Annotated in this window: 15 protein-coding genes; 6 read left to right on the forward strand and 9 right to left on the reverse strand. The window is 69.3% G+C overall.

The window, feature by feature from the left end:
- Nucleotides 1-106: 106 nt before the first annotated feature.
- From ACXJLH_RS03420 to ACXJLH_RS03455, 8 genes are all read right to left on the reverse strand, one after another.
- Nucleotides 107-1,246 (reverse strand): MFS transporter, encoded by a 1,140-nt coding sequence (locus tag ACXJLH_RS03420; protein ID WP_457442503.1) that lies wholly within the window; start codon nt 1,244-1,246, stop codon nt 107-109.
- Nucleotides 1,243-1,704 carry a thioredoxin family protein gene (locus ACXJLH_RS03425; protein ID WP_056205605.1) on the reverse strand — a complete coding sequence of 154 codons (462 nt, stop codon included), beginning with the start codon at nt 1,702-1,704 and terminating at the stop codon, nt 1,243-1,245. Before ACXJLH_RS03425 ends, ACXJLH_RS03420 begins: the two co-directional genes overlap by 4 nt.
- Nucleotides 1,705-1,774: 70 nt before the next feature.
- Nucleotides 1,775-2,737 carry an extracellular catalytic domain type 1 short-chain-length polyhydroxyalkanoate depolymerase gene (locus ACXJLH_RS03430; RefSeq protein ID WP_457442504.1) on the reverse strand — a complete coding sequence of 321 codons (963 nt, stop codon included), beginning with the start codon at nt 2,735-2,737 and terminating at the stop codon, nt 1,775-1,777.
- A gap of 4 nt (nt 2,738-2,741) precedes the next feature.
- A complete protein-coding gene (locus ACXJLH_RS03435; protein WP_457442505.1) occupies nt 2,742-4,118 on the reverse strand; it encodes an efflux transporter outer membrane subunit in 1,377 nt (458 codons plus the stop codon).
- Nucleotides 4,115-7,270 (reverse strand): efflux RND transporter permease subunit, encoded by a 3,156-nt coding sequence (locus tag ACXJLH_RS03440; RefSeq protein ID WP_457442506.1) that lies wholly within the window; start codon nt 7,268-7,270, stop codon nt 4,115-4,117. Before ACXJLH_RS03440 ends, ACXJLH_RS03435 begins: the two co-directional genes overlap by 4 nt.
- Nucleotides 7,271-7,276: 6 nt before the next feature.
- Nucleotides 7,277-8,476 (reverse strand): efflux RND transporter periplasmic adaptor subunit, encoded by a 1,200-nt coding sequence (locus ACXJLH_RS03445; RefSeq protein WP_457442507.1) that lies wholly within the window; start codon nt 8,474-8,476, stop codon nt 7,277-7,279.
- Between the two features lie 149 nt (nt 8,477-8,625).
- On the reverse strand, nt 8,626-9,861 hold the full coding sequence (locus ACXJLH_RS03450) for a multifunctional CCA addition/repair protein (RefSeq protein WP_457442508.1): 1,236 nt from the start codon (nt 9,859-9,861) through the stop codon (nt 8,626-8,628).
- A gap of 21 nt (nt 9,862-9,882) precedes the next feature.
- Nucleotides 9,883-10,446: a hypothetical protein gene (locus ACXJLH_RS03455; RefSeq protein WP_457442509.1), complete on the reverse strand. Its 564-nt coding sequence runs from the start codon at nt 10,444-10,446 to the stop codon at nt 9,883-9,885.
- A gap of 125 nt (nt 10,447-10,571) precedes the next feature.
- On the opposite strand from ACXJLH_RS03455, the gene fghA reads away from it, so the two are divergent.
- The 6 genes from fghA (at nt 10,572) to ACXJLH_RS03485 (ending at nt 16,732) form a co-directional block, all read left to right on the forward strand.
- Nucleotides 10,572-11,396 carry an S-formylglutathione hydrolase gene (gene fghA / locus ACXJLH_RS03460; protein WP_457442510.1) on the forward strand — a complete coding sequence of 275 codons (825 nt, stop codon included), beginning with the start codon at nt 10,572-10,574 and terminating at the stop codon, nt 11,394-11,396.
- A gap of 114 nt (nt 11,397-11,510) precedes the next feature.
- Nucleotides 11,511-12,842 (forward strand): dicarboxylate/amino acid:cation symporter, encoded by a 1,332-nt coding sequence (locus ACXJLH_RS03465; protein ID WP_457322886.1) that lies wholly within the window; start codon nt 11,511-11,513, stop codon nt 12,840-12,842.
- Nucleotides 12,843-12,875: 33 nt separating this feature from the next.
- Entirely contained in the window at nt 12,876-13,478 is a 603-nt protein-coding gene (locus ACXJLH_RS03470; protein WP_457389395.1) for a TetR/AcrR family transcriptional regulator, read from the forward strand.
- Nucleotides 13,479-13,552: 74 nt separating this feature from the next.
- On the forward strand, nt 13,553-14,455 hold the full coding sequence (locus ACXJLH_RS03475) for an alpha/beta fold hydrolase (protein ID WP_457442511.1): 903 nt from the start codon (nt 13,553-13,555) through the stop codon (nt 14,453-14,455).
- Nucleotides 14,456-14,477: 22 nt separating this feature from the next.
- Entirely contained in the window at nt 14,478-16,355 is a 1,878-nt protein-coding gene (locus tag ACXJLH_RS03480; RefSeq protein ID WP_457442512.1) for an ATP-binding cassette domain-containing protein, read from the forward strand.
- Nucleotides 16,352-16,732 carry a hypothetical protein gene (locus ACXJLH_RS03485; RefSeq protein ID WP_457442513.1) on the forward strand — a complete coding sequence of 127 codons (381 nt, stop codon included), beginning with the start codon at nt 16,352-16,354 and terminating at the stop codon, nt 16,730-16,732. Before ACXJLH_RS03480 ends, ACXJLH_RS03485 begins: the two co-directional genes overlap by 4 nt.
- On the opposite strand, the gene ACXJLH_RS03490 is transcribed toward ACXJLH_RS03485, so the two are convergent.
- Nucleotides 16,729-17,358 carry a LysE family translocator gene (locus ACXJLH_RS03490; RefSeq protein WP_457442514.1) on the reverse strand — a complete coding sequence of 210 codons (630 nt, stop codon included), beginning with the start codon at nt 17,356-17,358 and terminating at the stop codon, nt 16,729-16,731. The genes ACXJLH_RS03485 and ACXJLH_RS03490 overlap by 4 nt on opposite strands.
- Between the last annotated feature and the right edge of the window lie 10 nt (nt 17,359-17,368).

Genomic DNA, 17,368 nt, shown 5'->3' on the forward strand with positions numbered 1-17,368 from the left:
TCCGAAACTGCCAGCGAGCGACTGCATAAAGGCGAGTTGAATTCTCAAAGCGCAGCCCGTCGTGGGCGATGACACCCGACCGCGTTTCGTCCGTCAGCCCCCGGCGTCAGGCCCCGCGCATTGCCCGCTTCGCCGACAACGCCATGAAGACGGCGAACACGACGACGACGACCAGGCCGGCGGTCAGCGACGAATGCTCGGCGATCAGCCCGATCAGCGGCGGGCCGGCCATCATGCCGAGGTAGCCGACGCCCGACACGGCCGCGATGCCGTGGGCCGAAGACACGCCGGGCACTTGTGACGCCGCGCTGAAGATCACCGGCACGACGTTGGACAGGCCCAGCCCCACCAGCGCGAAACCGATCAGCGCCACGACGGGCGAGGGCAGGGCCAACGCCAGCGCCATGCCGGCGGCGCCGAGTACGCCGCTGGCCCGCATCAGCTTCGTGCCCGACATGCGCGCTCGCACCCAGTCGCCGCCGAACCGGCCCACGGCCATCGCGCCGCTGAAGCTGGCGTAGGCGAGGGCCGCGGTGCTGGGCTCGCTGCCGCGCTCCTGCTTCATGAAGAGCACGCTCCAGTCGTACATCGCGCCTTCGGCGATCAAGCCCATGGACGCCAGCACGCCCAGCAGCAGCAGCGGGCCACGCGGAATGCTCAGCGGTCGCTTTTCATCGGCCGCACCAGGCTCGACGGGCAGCATCGCGCGGCTGGCCACCAACGCGCAGACGGCACCCAGGCCGGTGGCCACGAAGAGATGGCCCTGCGGCGTGAGGCCCAGCGCTGGCGCGACGCTGCCCAGGCCCGCGCCTGCCATGCCGCCGAGGCTGAACATGCCGTGAAAGCCGCTCATCAGCGGCCGCTTGGACAGGCGCTCGATCTCGGTCGCCTCGACGTTGACTGACACATCGAGCAGGCTGCCCGTGATGCCGAAACCCAGCATGACGATCAGCAGCGCTGCGTAGGACGAAAAGGCCAGCAGGCAGGCGACGCTGGCGCAGCACAGCACGCCCATCGTGCCAGCCACGGCGCTCGGGCCGAAGCGGCCGACGATGCGGCCCGCCTGGGCCAGGGCCAGCAGCGCACCAACGCCACCGGCCAGCATGGCCAGTGCGAGGGCCTGCTCGCCCAACCCGTAATGGCTCTTCACGGTGGGCACATGCACGCCCCAGGTGGCGAACATGACGCCGAGCACGAAGAACTGCGTGCGCAGGGCCCGCGAGGCGCCGGTCAGGGAGACCGTCACTTGGCCGAGGCAGTCACGCGGCTGAAGAAGTCGTAGACGCCCTGGTCGCCCATCTTGCGGGCGTCGGCCAGCTCGCCGCCTTCGGTGGCGTAGATCAGCTTGCCTTGCGGCGACAGCACGGCGACGGCGGGGATGCCCTTCTTCAGCGGCACGCGATAGCTCTCGGCAATGTCGACATTGCGGTCGAAGCGGCCGACGTCGACCTTGACGACCTTGAAGCTCTTGGCGATCAGCGGCGCGCTCGGGCCGTGCTTGAAGCTGTTGTCCAGCATGCGGCAGTCGCCGCACCAGTTGGCTCCGAAGACGACGAGGACGGGCAGCTTGGCCTTCTCGGCCTCGGCCAATGTGGTGCGGATCGCGGCCTTGGCGTCGACGCCTTCGTCGTAGATGGCCGGCGGGCCGCCGGCGGTGGCGCAAAGGCTGGTGGCAACGAGGAGGGCGGTGGTCAGGAAACGCATGGCGGTGGGAGCGGCATTGGTTCGTGCAGCGCAGTATGGGTCAGAAAATTGGAAGCGATTCCAGCAGGGTCTAGCGTGAGGCCTGCTCGAAGAAGCGCCAGATCACGTCATTGGCGTCCAGCGCCTGTGAGGCCGCCTCCTTGCCGCGGCGCACGCTTTGCGCGCCAGGCCAGGAATGACCGCCGGTCTCGGTGACGCAGAGCTGCACGCTGACGCCGCCGCTGCAGCCGCTGTAGGTCTCGCAGGTGGCGCCGGGCTTGTCGAGCACGCGCTGCGGCGGCACCGCGCAGTGGTCGCGCTGCACCCAGCGCGAGATCGTCTCGGGCACGGAGATGAAGCTCATGACCTTGCTCTCGTCGCGGAAGGCGCCTTGGCCGGCGCCGCCGTTGAAGAGCACATGGTCATCATCCTTGGCGTGGATGTGCAGCACCGGGATGGGCTTGCTCGGCGCGCAGCTGGCGGTGGCATCGGTGCCGGCGACCGAAGCGACGGCGCGGAACACGTCGGCAGCCTCGCAGGCCAGGCGGTGGCTGAGCATGCCACCGTTGGACATGCCGGTGGCGAAGACGCGGCTGGCGTCGATGCTGTATTTTTCCTTGATCGCCATGACGGTGGCGCGGACGAAGGCGACGTCGTCCACATTGCGGTCGCGCGCGTCGCCGCAGCAGCCGCCGGCGTTCCAGGTGGCGAATTTCCCACCCGGCAGCTTGCTGTAGCCATTGGGGAAGGCGACGACGAAGCTGGCCTCGTCGGCCTTCTTCTGCAAGCCGTATTTCTCGTCGTCGGCCATGTACCCGGCATGGCCGCCGCCGCCGTGGAAGGCCAGCACCAGCGGCGCGGGGCGGCTGGCGTCATAACCCGTCGGCAGATGGACCAGCACCTTGCGGCCCTGCACCTGCAGCTCCTGCAGGCCGCCGCCCTTGTCGGCGCGGCGCTCCTCGATGCGGGCCTTGATGCGTTCTCGCAGCGTCCCTTGGGCCTGCGCCGTTGGCAGCAGCGTCAGCAGGACAAGGGCAAGCGCCAGCCCGCGCATGGGGTCAGCCTCCGCCGCCCAAGGCACGGTACAGCGCCACCAGGTTCTGCGCGCGCTGGCTTTGCACCTGCACCAGGGTCTGCTGGGCCGCGAACAGCGAGCGCTGTGCGTCCAACCGGTCCAGGGCGCTGGAGACACCGGCCGTGTAGCGCTGCTCGGCCGCGTTCAGGCGGCGAGTCTCGGCTTCCACCTGGGCAGCCAGTGCGGCGCGCTGTTCGGCCAGCGTGGCGCGGCCCGCGAGGCTGTCGGCGACCTCGCGGAAGGCGGTCTGGATGGCCTTCTCGTACTGGGCCAGCGCAATGTCCCGCGACGCACGTGCTCCGGCCAGGTTGGCGCGGTTGCGGCCGGCGTCGAAGAGGGGCTGGATCAGCTGCGGCGCAAAGCTCCAGGCCGAGTTCTTGAACAGGTCGGACAGATGGCCGCTGGCCGTGCCGACGCTGCCGGTCAGCGTGATGCGCGGCCAGAAGGCGGCGCGGGCGGCATCGATGTTGGCGTCCGTTGCGCCGAGCTGGAACTCGGCCTGGCGGATGTCGGGCCGGCGTGTCAGCACCTCGCTGGGCACCCCGGCGGGCAACTCGGCCAGGGGCTCGAAGTCCGCCAGGTCGCCGGTGGGCGCGGGCAGGTCGGCCGGCAGCGGGCCGCCGATCAGCAGGGCCAGCGCGTTCTCGTCCAGCGCGCGCTGGCGCTGAGCCTGAGCCAGCACGGCGCGGGCCGCCTGCCAGGAGGACTCGGCCGAGCGCAGGTCCAGCTCGCCTGACACGCCGCCTTCGAAGCGCTGGCGGGTCAGCGACAGCGACTGCTCGCGCGTGGCGAGGGCGTCGCGCGTGATCTTGAGCAGGGCCTCGTCGGCCTGCAGCGCGATCTCGGCATTGGCGACGCTCGCCACCAGCGCCGTGCGCACCGCCTGCTGGTTGGACTGTGCCGCCAGCACCTGCGCGGCGGCCGCGGCGCTCAGGCCACGCAGGCGGCCGAACAGGTCCAGCTCATAGGCCGAGACCTGCAGGCCGGCCTGGTAGACGCTGTTGATGCCGCCAGCCGCCGTCGGCGTGCGCGAGCCGCTGATGCCGGCGTTGACGGTGGGCCAGAGGTCGGCATCGCGCGCCGAAGCGGTGGCGCGGGCGCTCTCGATGTTGAGCACCGCCACGCGCAGGTCGCGGTTGTTGGCCAGGGCCAGCGGGATCAGCTTTTGCAGCCGCGCGCCCTTGAAGGCCTGGGCCCAGGGCAACTCGGTGGCGGCCGTCGCGCCAGGGCCACCGGCTTGCGGAAAGGCTTGCGGCATGGCGGCGGCCGCGGCTTCCGAGGCAACCGGGCGCTTGGGCTCGGGGCCGGCGCAGGCGGCCAGCAGCGCCGCGAGGGCGATCAGCGAGAGAGACGTCTTCATGCCTGACCTCCCGTGTCATCTTCCGCCTCGTGGGCATCGCGCTTGCGCTGGCGCTCGCTCCCCGGGAAGAAGCGGCGCACAACGACGAAGAACACCGGCACGAAGAACACGGCCAGCGCCGTGGCCGTCAACATGCCGCCCAGCACGCCGGTGCCGATGGCACGCTGGCTGGCCGAGCCGGCACCGCTGGCGAGCACCAGCGGCAGCACGCCCAGCATGAAGGCGAGGGACGTCATGATGATGGGACGGAAGCGCAGGTGGGCCGCTTCGCGCACCGCGTCGAACACGCTCTTGCCGTGGGCCTGCAGGTCCTTGGCGAACTCGATGATCAGCACCGCGTTCTTGGCCGACAGGCCGATGATGGTGATCATGCCGACCTTGAAATAGACGTCGTTCTCCAACCCCCGGAAGGTCGCGCCCAGCACCACGCCGAGCACGCCCAGCGGCACCACGAGGACGACGGCGAGAGGGATGCTCCAGCTCTCGTACAGCGCCGCCAGGCACAGGAACACGGCCAGCAGCGAGAAGCCGAACAGGATGAAGGCGGTGGAGCCCGAGAGCTTTTCCTCGCGCGACTGGCCGGTCCACTCGTAGCCGAAGCCGTCGGGCAGGGTGGCCGCGATCTTCTCCATCTCGGCGATGGCCACGCCGGTGGACACGCCCTTGGCCGGCTCGCCCAGGATGCGCATGGCCGAGTAGCCGTTGTAGCGCACGGTCTGCATGGCGCCGGTGACCCACTTGCTGGTCGAGAAGGCGCTCAGAGGCACCGGCTGGCCGGCGCTGTTGAGCACGTTGAGCCGGGCGAGGTCCTCGGGCTGCATGCGCGCGGGCGCATCGGCCTGCACGATGACGCGCTGCAGGCGGCCGGTGTTGGGGAAGTCGTTCACGTAGGTGGACCCCAGCGACGTGCCCAGCACCGCGTTGACGGCGCCAATGTTCACGCCCAGCGCCTGCGCACGGTCGCGGTCGATGCTGAGCTCCAGCTGCGCGGCGTCCTCCAGGCCGTCGGGGCGCACGGCGTTCAGCAGCGGGTTCTTGGCCGCGGCGCCCAGCAGTTGGTTGCGCGCGGCCAGCAGTTCGGCGCGCGTGTGGCCGCTTCGGTCCTGCAGGCGGAAGGCGAAGCCGTTGGCGCGGCCCAGATCGCGAATGGGCGGCGGGCTGGTCGGGAAGATGATGGCGTCGCGCACCTTGCTCAGCGCCCCGAAGGCGCGGGCGGCCAGGCCTTGCGCGGAGTGCTCGGGGCCGTGGCGCTCGTCCCAGGGCTTGAGCGTGACGAAGGCCAGGCCTGCGTTCTGCCCCGCGCCCGAGAAGCTGAAGCCGACCACGCCGACCATGCTCTCCACCTCGGGCTGCTTGAGCATGTAGTCCTCGACCTGCTTCACGACATTCAGCGTGCGGGCTTGGGTGGCGCCCGGCGGCAGCTGGATGTTGACGAGGATGTTGCCCTGGTCTTCATTGGGCACGAAGGAGGTGGGCAGCTTCTGGAACACCAGCACGGCCGCCGCGATGACGGCCGCGTAGACCACGGCCATGCGCGCGCCGCGGTAGATGAACTTGGACACCCAGCCCTCGTAGCCCTTGGCCGTGCGCGAGAAGCCGCGGTTGAACCAGCCGAAGAAGCCGCGCTTCTCCAGGTGGTGGCCGGCCTCCACGGGCTTGAGCAGCGTGGCGCAAAGCGCCGGCGTCAGCGACAGCGCCAGGAAGGCCGAGAAGGCGATGGAGCTGACCATCACCGCCGAGAACTGGCGGTAGATGTTGCCGATGGAGCCCGAGAAGAAGGCCAGCGGCACGAACACCGAGATCAGCACCACCGTCACGCCGACGATGGCGCCGGAGATCTGCCCCATGGCTTTGCGCGTGGCCTTGAGGGGCGACAGCCCCTCCTCGCTCATGACGCGCTCGACGTTCTCCACCACGACGATGGCGTCGTCCACCACGATGCCGATGACCAGCACCATGCCGAACATCGTCAGCACGTTGATGGAGAAGCCCAGGGCCAGCAGCGTGGCGAAGCTGCCCAGCAGCGCGATGGGCACGACCAGCGTGGGGATGATGGTGTAGCGGATGTTCTGCAGGAACAGGAACATCACGAGGAACACCAGCGCGACGGCCTCCACCAGCGTCTCGACGACCTGCGAGATGGAGATGTCGATGAACAGCGAGCTGTCGTAGGGGATGGTGGCCTTCACGCCCGCCGGGAAATAGGGCTCCAGCTGCTTGAGCCGCTGCTTGATGAGCTTGGCCGTCTGCAGCGCATTGGCCGCAGGGGCAAGCTGTACGCCCACGCCGGCCGACGGGTTCCCGTTCAGTCGCGTGGAGCGGCCGGTATAGCTGTCAGCGCCCAGCTCGATGCGGGCCACGTCCTTGAGCCGCACGGTGGAGCCGTCGGCGTTGGCGCGCAGGATGATGTTGCCGAACTGCTCCACGTTCGTGAGCTGGCCGCGCACGACGACCGTGGCCGCGACCGGTTGGCCGGGCACATTGGGCAGGTCGCCGATGGAGCCGGAGCTGACCTGGGCGTTCTGTGCCTGGATGGCCGCGTTGACGTCGGCCGGCGCGAGTCGGAAGCCCACGAGCTTGGCCGGGTCCAGCCAGATGCGCATGGCGCGCTCGGTGCCGAACAGCAGGCCCTGGCCCACGCCGGGCACGCGCTGGATCTCGGGCAGCACGGTGCGCGAGGCGTAGTCGCCCAGCGCGATGGGGTCGAAGGCCGGGTTGCTGCTCGACAGGATGATGAAGAGCAGGAAGTTGGGGTTGGCCTTGTCCACCCGCACGCCCTGCTGGATGACGGCCTGAGGCAGCCGCGGCTGAGCGCGGGCGTAGCGGTTCTGCACGTCCACCTGGGCCAGGTCGGGGCTGGTGGCCGGGTCGAAGCTCATCGTGATGGAGCCGGTGCCGTCGGCTTGCGCCACGGCTTCCATGTAGATCAGGCCGGGTGAGCCGTTCATCTCGCGCTCGATGACGCTGATGACCGAGTCCTCCAGCGTCTGCGCCGAGGCGCCGGGGTAGCTGACCGACAGCACGATGGACGGCGGCGCCACCGGCGGGTACTGCGCGATCGGCAGCTGCGTGACCGCGACGATGCCGATGACCGTGATGAACAGGGCGATGACCCACGCGAAGATGGGTCGGTTGATGAAGAACTGCGCCATGTGAGGTCAGGCCTTCGAGGCGGCCGAAGCAGGGGCTGCGGCGGGGGCCGATGCTGCTGCTGGCGCCCATGGCACCGGGCGCGCCTTGCCACCGGCCTTGGCCTTCTGCAGGCCGTCGACGATGACCTTCTCGCCGGCATTGAGCCCGCTCAGGATCAGCGCCTTGCCGCCCTGGGCCGGGCCCAGCTTCACGGGCCGCGCGCTGACGCTGCCGTCGTCGGCCACCACTAGCACGGTCTCGCCGGTCGCGCCGCGCGCCACCGCTTGTGCCGGCAGCCAGACGGCGTCGCTCACCTCGGCCTGGGCCAGACGCACGCGCACATACAGACCCGGCAGCAGCAGGCCCTTGGGGTTGGGCAGCTCGGCGCGCAGCGTGATCTGGCCGGTGGCGGCGTCCACGCTGAGGTCCGAGAACAGCAGCTTGCCGGCCTGCGGGTAGACGCTGCCGTCTTCCATCAGCACTTGCACTTGCGCTGCGTCCTTGCCGCCCGCGCGTTGCAGCTTGCCGTCGGCCAGCGCCTGGCGCAGCCGCATCACCTCGGCGGCCGACTGCGTGAAGTTGACGTAGAGCTTGTCGATCTGCTGCACGATGGCCAGCGGCGTGGCCTCGCCCTGGCCCACCAGCGCACCCTCAGTGACCAGCGCGCGGCCGATGCGGCCGGAGATGGGCGAGGTGACGGCGGCATAGCCGAGGTTGATCTGCGCTGTCTGCACGGCGGCCTTGCCGGCGGCCACGTCGGCCTTGGCCTGGCCCGCCGCGGCCTGGGCGCTCAGCGCCTCCTGCTGGCTGACGGCCTGGGTCTTGGCCAGCGGTGCATAGCGGTCCGCCAGCGACTGGGCCTGCAGCAGATTGGCTTCGGCGCGTGCGAGCGTGGCCTGAGCGCTGGCGAGGGAGGCGCGGTAGGGCGCGGCGTCGATCTCGAACAAGGCCTGGCCGGCCTTGACGTCGCTGCCCTCACTGAAGAGGCGCTTGTTCAGGATGCCGGCGGCGCGGGCGCGCACCTGAGCAACGCGGAAGGCCTCAAGCCGACCGGGCAGTTCGGCGGCGAGGTCGGCACGGCCCGGCGTGACGGTGACGACGCCCACTTCGGGCGGGGGCGGCGTGGCCGCCGCAGTCTGGCTGTTGGACTGGCCGCAACCGCCCAGCCCCATGCCCAGTGCCACCAAGATGCCCAGCCGAGCGCTGCTACCCCATGCCAACTTCATCATTGCGTCCTGTTCGACTTGCTTCTCGACGGCCCGCTCCGGCGCCGACTCTGGCGCCGGGAGCAAAACCACTGACTTTAGCCATGCGATCGCTTTCACGCCGGTGAAGCAACGCAAAGCCCTGAGGCGGGCTTGGGCGTCACAGGGCCCTAACTAACGCTGGCATTGAGCGCCGCCAGCCGCGCGCGCTGCACGGCGCGGCCGATGTCCGGCCCCTTGGCGCCGCGCGCAATGGCCGCTGCGCTGGCGGCGGCGAGGTCGACCTTCAGCGTCGCCGCCAGGTCGGCAGCGAGGCGCTCGCGCTGCGGGTAGTCGCGGTCCTCCAGCCCGAGGCGGCCGCGGGCGTCGCATTCGCAGGCCCACAGCATTTCGGCAAAACGTTCGGGCCGGCGCCAGGCGTCGCAGCGCTCCAGCAGGCGCAGCCGCGCCTCGGCGCTGAAGGCGCTGCTCTGGTGCACATGGGTGTGCTCGCGGGCGACCAGCTCGGCCAGTTCGCGGCAATCGGTCGGCACTTTCCAGCGCGCGCTGACCTCGCGGGCCAACTTTTCGCTGCGCACCTCGTGAGCGATGTGGCGCGGCAGCTCCTCCTTGCGCGTCGTGCCCTTGCCGAGGTCGTGGCACAGGCAGGCGTAGCGCACGGTCAGCGGCGCCTTCAGCCGGGCGCATTGGTCCAGCACCATCAGCAGATGGATGCCGGTGTCGACCTCGGGATGGTGGGCCTCGGGCTGCGGCACGCCGAACAGGGCCTCCACTTCGGGCAGCAGCCGCGCTAACGCGCCAGCCTGGCGCAGCACCTCGAACATGCGCGACGGCTTGTTCTCCATCAGGCCGCGCGACAGCTCCTGCCAGACGCGTTCGGCCACCAGCGCATCCACCTCGCCGGCCGCGACCATGGCGCGCATCAGCTCGACGGTCTCGGGCGCCACCGTGAAGTCCGCAAAGCGCGCCGCAAAGCGGGCCAGGCGCAGGATGCGCACCGGGTCCTCGGCAAAGGCGGGCGACACATGGCGCAGCACTTTGTCGCGGATGTCACGCTGGCCGTCGTGGGGGTCGACGAGGCGCCCCTGCTCGTCCTGGGCCATTGCGTTGATCGTCAGGTCGCGGCGCGCCAGGTCCTGCTCCAGCGTCACGTCGGGCGCGGCATGGAAGGCGAAGCCGTGATAGCCGGCGGCTGTCTTGCGCTCGGTGCGGGCCAGGGCCACTTCCTCGCGCGTGTCGGGGTGCAGGAAGACGGGGAAGTCCTTGCCGACCGGCAGGTAGCCGGCGGCCAGCAGCTCCTGCGGCGATGCGCCTACGACGACCCAGTCATGGTCTTGCACGGCCAAGCCGAGCAGGCGGTCGCGCACGGCGCCGCCAACGAGATAGGTCTGGAAGGAGGAAGACATGGATGGGTCGCTGGCCTTGGCTCAGGAAATGCCCGTCAGGAGGGGAAGGAACCAGTGGCCACCCGGGATGCCATACATGCGCGTGGAGGTGCCGCCGATGCCGGTTGAGCAGGTCATGGACCGTTCGCGGACCGCGACGGTGCTGAGCAAGGCATTTGATCCGGTCGGCTGGACCGCGGCCCAGCCGCGGTCGATCTGCAGCGCAACGTAGAACAGCCAGTCGCCACTGTTCTCCATGCCGTCCACTCGGGCACACGAATCCAGTGTGGCGCGCGGGGTCATGGTCTGAAGCAGGGCGCCGGCTCGGCGGGCTGACCACCACGAGCTGTGCTCGTCGTCGGGGTGAGACGCGACCAATCCCTTGGCATGGGCATCCACCAGCGCCTTGTCGAGCAAGACGATCGCGTGCTGCAGTTGCACGGCGATGCAGGAAGCCGGACGTTGGCTCGCCACCTGGATGTGCTTGATGGTCACTTCGCCGCATCCCGCCGGTGCGGCCGGCGTGGCGGACGTCAGAGTCAGCAGCGCGCCGCCAACAAGAAGGGCCAGCCGGCCGACGCGCACGGTCAGGGCAGTGGAGGGCATACCGCCAGTATCGGCCCGCCGGCTGTCCGGTCGTCAGCGCCTGCGGCCAGGTCCTCGCCCTTGGCTGCCGGAGAGCTCGATCTGGAACTTGGACAAAGGCCCGCCGGAACGGCCACACTTGCGGCATGCAGATTCTCAGTGAACACCGCTGCTTTGCCGGCACCCAGCGCTTTCACCAGCACGACTCGGCCGAGATCGGCCTGCCGATGCGCTTCGGCCTCTTCCTGCCGCCCGAGCCGCGCGCGCTGCTGGTCTTTCTGGCCGGCCTGACCTGCACCGAGGAAACCTTCGCGACGAAGGCCGGCGCGCAGGCGCTGGCGGCCGAGCTGGGCCTGGCCCTGCTGACGCCCGACACCAGCCCGCGCGGTGCCGGCGTGGCAGGCGAGAGCGAGGCCTGGGATTTCGGCGTCGGCGCGGGTTTCTATCTCGATGCGACGCGCGAGCCGTGGGCCAAACACTGGCGCATGGAGAGCTGGCTGATGCGAGAGCTGCTGCCGCTGGTGCAGCGCGAAACCGGGCTCGCGCGCGTCGGCCTGTTCGGTCACTCCATGGGAGGCCATGGCGCGCTGACTCTGGCGTTGCGCCATCCCGGCCGCTTCGCGTCACTGTCGGCCTTTGCGCCCATCGCCGCACCCATGCAATGCCCCTGGGGCCAGAAAGCCTTCAGTGGCTATCTCGGCGAGGACCGGGCCGCCTGGGCTGCCCACGACGCCAGCGCGTTGATGCAGTCACAGGCCAGCGCCCCTTACCCGGAGGGCATCCTCATCGACCAGGGCCAGGCCGACAAATTCCTGGCCGAGCAACTGCACCCCGAAGCCTTCGAGGCCGCCTGCGCCGCCAAGGGTCAACCCTTGACCCTGCGCCGCCATGCCGGCTACGACCATGGCTACTACTTCATCGCCAGCTTCATGGGCGACCACCTGCGCCACCACGCGAGCCAATTGTTCTAGGGGGTTGGGCGCCGGCTTTGCAATTCTTGTGGGAAGCCACAGTCGCCGCCGCCGGCCTTCGCACCTAAGCTGCCGCCGAAGCCAGTTCCGCTCGAAGAACTGATGGAGACACGCATGCAAGCTGCCACCGGCCGCCAGCCTTTCTACCGTTCGCTGTACCTGCAGGTCATCACAGCCATCCTCATCGGCGTGCTGATCGGCCACTTCTGGCCACAGACGGGCGAGGCGCTCAAGCCGCTGGGCGACGGCTTCATCAAGCTGATCAAGATGATCATCGCGCCCATCATCTTCTGCACGGTGGTGGTGGGCATCGCCGGCATGGAGGACATGAAGCGTGTCGGCAAGACCGGCGGCTATGCGCTGCTGTACTTCGAGGCCGTGTCCACCATCGCGCTGATCGTCGGCCTCATCATCGTCAACGTGCTGCAGCCGGGCGACGGCATGCATGTGGACCCCAAGACGCTGGACACCAAGGGCATCGCTGCGTACACCGGCCCGGGCAAGCTGCAGGGCACGGTGGACTTCCTGCTCGCCATCATCCCGACCACGGTGGTGGACGCCTTCGCCAAGGGCGAGATGCTGCAGGTGCTGCTGTTCGCGCTGCTGTTCGGCTTTGCGCTGCACCGCTTCGGCGGGCGTGGCACGCTGGTGTTCGACGTCATCGAGAAAACCTCGCACGTGCTGTTCGCCATCGTCGGCATGATCATGAAGCTTGCGCCCATTGGCGCCTTCGGTGCGATGGCCTTCACCATCGGCAAGTACGGGCTGGGCTCGCTGGTCTCGCTGGCCAAGCTGATGGGTGCCTTCTACGCCACCTGCCTGATCTTCATCTTCATCGTGCTGGGCACCATCGCCAGGCTGCATGGCTTCTCGGTCTGGAAGTTCATCAAGTACATCAAGGAAGAGCTGTTCATCGTGCTGGGCACGTCGTCCAGCGAATCGGTGCTGCCGCGCATGATGGCCAAGCTCGAGAACCTCGGCGTGCGCAAGTCCACCGTCGGCCTCGTCATCCCGACCGGCTATTCCTTCAACCTCGACGGCACCTCCATCTATCTGACGATGGCGGCCGTCTTCATCGCCCAGGCGACCGACACGCCGATGACTCTGATGCAGCAACTGACGCTGCTGGGCGTGCTGCTGCTGACCTCCAAGGGCGCGGCCGGCGTGACGGGCAGCGGCTTCATCGTGCTGGCAGCCACGCTGTCGGCCGTCGGCCATGTGCCGGTCGAGGGGCTGGCGCTGATCCTGGGCATCGACCGCTTCATGTCCGAGGCGCGGGCGCTGACCAACCTGGTGGGCAACGGCGTCGCCACGGTGGTGGTGGGCAAGTGGACGGGTGACCTGGACATGCCTCGACTGCAGGCTGTGCTGGACAACGAGACGCCGGCCGAGGCCGAGGAGCCGGAAGCCGTGCTGGACGCGAAGACCCCGCACATGGCACCCTAGCGGAGGCCCGCACGGTCGTGCTAAATTGCGGGCATGGAAACCCGCAGCGAACGCGCCGAGATCACGCTGGCCGCCATCGTCGGCGCGGCACTCGACATGGCCGTGACCGAGGGGCTGGAGAGCATCAGCATCGGTGAGGTGGCCAAGCGGCTGGACCTGTCCAAGAGCGGCGTGTTTTCGCGCGTGGGCTCGCGCGAGCAACTGCAACTGGCTGTGCTGCTGGAATTCGACAGGCGATTTGTGCAGACCGTCTTCGTGCCCGCCATGAGCGAGGCCCGCGGCCTGCCGCGGCTGCAGGCCGTCATGCGCCGCTGGCTGGCCTGGGCCAGCGACGTCGACCGCCACAAGACCTGCCTCTACACGGCCGGTGCCTTCGAGTATGACGACCGCGAGGGCCCGGTGCGCGAGCACCTGCTGGACGGTGTACTGCGCTGGCGCGCGACGCTGCGGCGCACCGTGCTGCAGGCGGTTGAAGCGGGCCATCTGCGTGCCGACCTCGACGCCGAGCAGATGGTGTTCGAAATGGACGCCATCTTCATCATCCTGCTGCACGACGCCCGCTTCCTGCGCGACCCCCGTGCCGGTGAGCGCGCCGAGCGTGCCTGGCAGCGCCTGCTGAACGACTGCCTTCCCTGATCGATGACGCCTTTGCCCGCTGATCTTCTTCGTTTGCCTTTTCGTCGCACGGTCGTGCGAAATATGGAGCCCCTGTGACCAACTCCCACAACCCCGCCGCTGCCTTCTACGCCTCGCCCACCGCCCGCGGCATCGCGGCGCTGTTGCGTGGCCTGCATCGCCTGTCGCCCGACCTCGGCGCGCGCGTGGCGCTGCGCCTGTTCTTCACGCCCATGCCGACCAAATGGCTGGCCCGTTCGCGGGACGTGCCGCGGCCCTGGGTGGAGCGGCAACTGCCCTTCGAAGGTGGCCACATCAGCGTCTGGCAGCGCAGCGATATCGAGCATGGCGAACCGGGCCGGCCCAAGGTGCTGCTGACCCATGGCTGGGCCGGCGATGCCCAGCAGCTGCGGCCGCTGGCCGACACGCTGGCGGTGGCCGGCTTCGAGCCCGTGCTGCTGGACCTGCCGGCGCACGGCCGCAGCAGCGGCTGGCGCAGCAACCTGCTGCAGTGGGTGAGGGCGCTGTTCGCCGTCACGGCCCGCTTCGGGCCGTGGGATGGGGTCGTCGCGCATTCCCTGGGGGCGATGGCGTTGTCCCACGCATTGGCGCGAGGCCTGCCGGTGCGGCGGGCGGCGCTGATCGCGCTGGCGCCCCCGCCCTGGCAGTTCCTGCGCTGGTTCGCCCAGGCCATGGGCACGGGCGAGGGTCTGGCGGCGCGCATGCGCGGCCGTATCGAGCAAAGCGAGGGCGCATCGCTGGGGCATTTCGAGCCCGGCTGGCTGGGCGTGCGCGTGAACCAGCCGACGCTGCTGGTGCATGACCGGGGCGATCTGACGGCGCCACTGACCGGCAGCGAGACCCTGCTGGCCGGCTTGGCGGCGGGCCGCCTGCACGTGACCGAGAACCTCGGCCACCGCCGCCTGCTCAACGACCCGGCGGTCATGGAGCAGGTGCTGGGCCATCTGTCGGCAACGCCGTCGCTGAGGGTCGTTTGAACCGCCGAGGGACAATCGAGGGATGGCAGTCCTCTCCCTCTCCAACGCCCACCTCGCTTTCGGCCACGTCGCCCTGCTCGACGGTGCTGGCTTTTCTCTCGAAGTCGGCGAACGCGTCGGCCTCATCGGCCGCAACGGCACCGGCAAGTCCTCGCTGCTGAAGATCCTGGCTGGCCTCGAGAAGCTCGACGACGGCCTGCTGCAGCAGCAGCAAGGCCTGACCAACGTCTATGTGCCGCAGGAGCCCGAGCTGCGCGGCGACGCGACCATCTTCGACGTCATCAGCGAGGGCGTGGCCGAGCACAAGGCGCTGCGCGAGCGCTACGAGATCCATGATGAGAACGATGACCTGGCCTGGGTGCAGGAGCGCATCGAGCACATCGGCGCCTGGAACTGGGAGCAGCGCGTCGAGGAGACCCTGCACCGCCTGGGCCTGGACGGTTCGCGCCTGGTGAGCACGCTGTCCGGTGGCCTGAAGAAGCGCGTCGCGCTGGGCCGGGCCCTCGTCGCCCAACCGGACGTGCTGCTGCTGGACGAGCCCACCAACCACCTGGACCTGGACGCCATCACCTGGCTGGAAGGCCTGCTGAACGACTTCAAGGGCTCGCTGCTGCTGATCACCCACGACCGCGCCTTCCTCGACAACGTCGCCAACCGCATCGTCGAACTGGACCGCGGCCAGCTGCGCGGCTACCCGGGCAACTACGCTGCCTTCCAGGCCGCCAAGGCCTATGAGCTGGAGAACGAGGCGCTGTTCAACGCGCGCTTCGACAAGCTGCTGGCTCAGGAGGAGGTCTGGATCCGCAAGGGCGTCGAGGCGCGTCGCACGCGCTCCGTCGCGCGCATCCAGCGCCTGGAAGTGATGCGCCAGGCCCATGCGGCGCGGCGCGATGTGCAGGGCAAGGTGCGGCTGGACATTGACACCGGTGGCGCCAGCGGCAAGATCGTCGCGGAGCTGGAGGATGTGTCCAAGAGCTACGGCGACAGATCAATAGTGCGCGGCTTCACGTCCACCATCCTGCGCGGCGACAAGGTCGGCCTGATCGGCCCCAACGGCGCCGGCAAGACGACGCTGCTGAAGATGATCCTCGGCGAGCTGGCGCCGGACAGCGGCACGGTGCGGCTGGGCTCTCGGCTGAGCGTCGCCTACTTCGACCAGATGCGCGACACGCTGAACCTCGACGCGACGCTGGCCGACACCATCAGCCCGGGCTCGGAGTGGATCGAGATCGGCAACCAGAAGAAGCACGTCAAGAGCTACCTCGGCGACTTCCTGTTTTCGCCGGCACGCGCCAACTCGCCGGTGCGAACGCTGAGCGGTGGCGAGCGCAACCGCCTGCTGCTGGCACGCCTGTTCGCACGGCCCGCCAATGTGCTGGTGCTGGACGAGCCCACCAACGACCTCGACATCGAGACGCTGGAGCTGCTGGAGGAGCTGCTGGCGGAGTACGACGGCACCGTCTTCCTCGTCAGCCACGACCGGCGTTTCCTGGACAACGTCGTCACGTCCACCATCGTCTATGAAGGCGACGCGCGCTGGCGCGAGTACGAGGGCAGCGTGCAGGATTGGCTGCTGCAATCCAAGCGCGCCGCAGCTTTGCAGGCGCAGGCCGCACCCAAGGCCGCGGCTGCTCCGACACCGCCGCCCGCGCCCGAGCCCGCGTTGGTCGTCGCGACCAAGCGCAAGCTCAGCTACAAGGAGCAGCGCGAGCTCGACGAGATCCCCAAGCAGATCGCCGCGCTGGAGGCCGAGCAGACGCAGCTGAACGCGTTGATCGCCGGTAGCGAGCTGTACGCGCAGGGCGCGACCCGCATCGCCGAGGTGACCGACCGCGCCGCCGACATCGATGCCGAGCTGCTGGTGCTGATGGAGCGGTGGGAACTGTTGGAGGCGAAGTGAACGCCTTGCACCAGGAATGGTTGGCCCTGCAGGCGCAGCACGAGCGCTACGAGGCCTTGGCCCTGGGTGTGAAGCTGGTGGCGTTTGCGGCCACCGTGCTGGTGCCGGACAACACCCTGGCCCTGGCGCTGCTGGCCCTGCTGTGGCTGCAGGAGGGCGTGCTGAAGACCTTCCAGGGGCGGCTGGGCGATCGCCTGCTCGTTGTCGAGGCGGGGCTGAAGTCGGGCGAGGGGGCGGTGGCAATGCAGTTGCACAGCGACTGGCTCGCCAGCCGGCCGCGCGGCGCGGGCCTGATCACGCAATACCTGAAGAGCGCGCTGCGCCCGACGGTGGCTCTGCCGTATCCGCTGCTGATGCTGCTGATCGTGGTGGTCTAGGCCTTCTGCTTCGATCCGCCGAAGGCCGCGTACAGGCCCAGCGCGAAGTACACCAGCGCCGACACATAGCGGCCGCGGCCGCTGGCGCCGCGCAGCAGCGGCTTCATCCAGCCGGCCAGCAGCGCATAGCCGCTGTCCGTCACCGCGGCGACCGCGACGAAGAGGATGCTCAGCGTCAAGGCTTGCGCGGCCTGCGAGCCCTCAGGGTGCAGGAACTGCGGGATGAAGGCGGCGAAGAACAGCGTCGTCTTGGGGTTGAGCAGCGCGACGAAGAAGCCGTCGCGGAAGAGCTTGCGTGGCTCGGCGGGTGCAGGCGGCGTGCCGTCAGCCACTGCGGCCGGCTGGCGCAGGGCCTGGATGCCAAGGTAGACGAGATAGGCCGCGCCGGCCCAGCGCACGGCGGTGAAGGCCAGCGACGACGCTGCGAACAGCGCCGCCAGGCCGATGGACGCGCCGACCGCATTCGTCAAATTGCCGAGGGCGACGCCGGCGACCGACGCAAGGCCTGCCGTGCGCCCCTGCGCCAGCGTGCGCGCGACGATGAAGACGACGCCGGGGCCTGGTGTCAGCGCGAGCACCAGGGTGGCGATCAGGAAGGCGTAGAGGGCGGCGCCGGTGGGCAGCATGGGTGTCTCC

The organism is Roseateles sp. P5_E4 (assembly GCF_054049255.1).

Coding starts and splice junctions, on each gene's coding strand:
- ACXJLH_RS03470 (WP_457389395.1), top strand. CDS start 12,876: ATGGAAACCCGCAGCGAACGCGCCGAGATCACGCTGGCCGCCATCGTC.
- ACXJLH_RS03465 (WP_457322886.1), top strand. CDS start 11,511: ATGCAAGCTGCCACCGGCCGCCAGCCTTTCTACCGTTCGCTGTACCTG.
- ACXJLH_RS03450 (WP_457442508.1), bottom strand. CDS start 9,861: ATGTCTTCCTCCTTCCAGACCTATCTCGTTGGCGGCGCCGTGCGCGAC.
- ACXJLH_RS03490 (WP_457442514.1), bottom strand. CDS start 17,358: ATGCTGCCCACCGGCGCCGCCCTCTACGCCTTCCTGATCGCCACCCTG.
- ACXJLH_RS03480 (WP_457442512.1), top strand. CDS start 14,478: ATGGCAGTCCTCTCCCTCTCCAACGCCCACCTCGCTTTCGGCCACGTC.
- ACXJLH_RS03455 (WP_457442509.1), bottom strand. CDS start 10,446: ATGCCCTCCACTGCCCTGACCGTGCGCGTCGGCCGGCTGGCCCTTCTT.
- ACXJLH_RS03430 (WP_457442504.1), bottom strand. CDS start 2,737: ATGCGCGGGCTGGCGCTTGCCCTTGTCCTGCTGACGCTGCTGCCAACG.
- ACXJLH_RS03440 (WP_457442506.1), bottom strand. CDS start 7,270: ATGGCGCAGTTCTTCATCAACCGACCCATCTTCGCGTGGGTCATCGCC.
- ACXJLH_RS03445 (WP_457442507.1), bottom strand. CDS start 8,476: ATGAAGTTGGCATGGGGTAGCAGCGCTCGGCTGGGCATCTTGGTGGCA.
- fghA (WP_457442510.1), top strand. CDS start 10,572: ATGCAGATTCTCAGTGAACACCGCTGCTTTGCCGGCACCCAGCGCTTT.
- ACXJLH_RS03435 (WP_457442505.1), bottom strand. CDS start 4,118: ATGAAGACGTCTCTCTCGCTGATCGCCCTCGCGGCGCTGCTGGCCGCC.
- ACXJLH_RS03425 (WP_056205605.1), bottom strand. CDS start 1,704: ATGCGTTTCCTGACCACCGCCCTCCTCGTTGCCACCAGCCTTTGCGCC.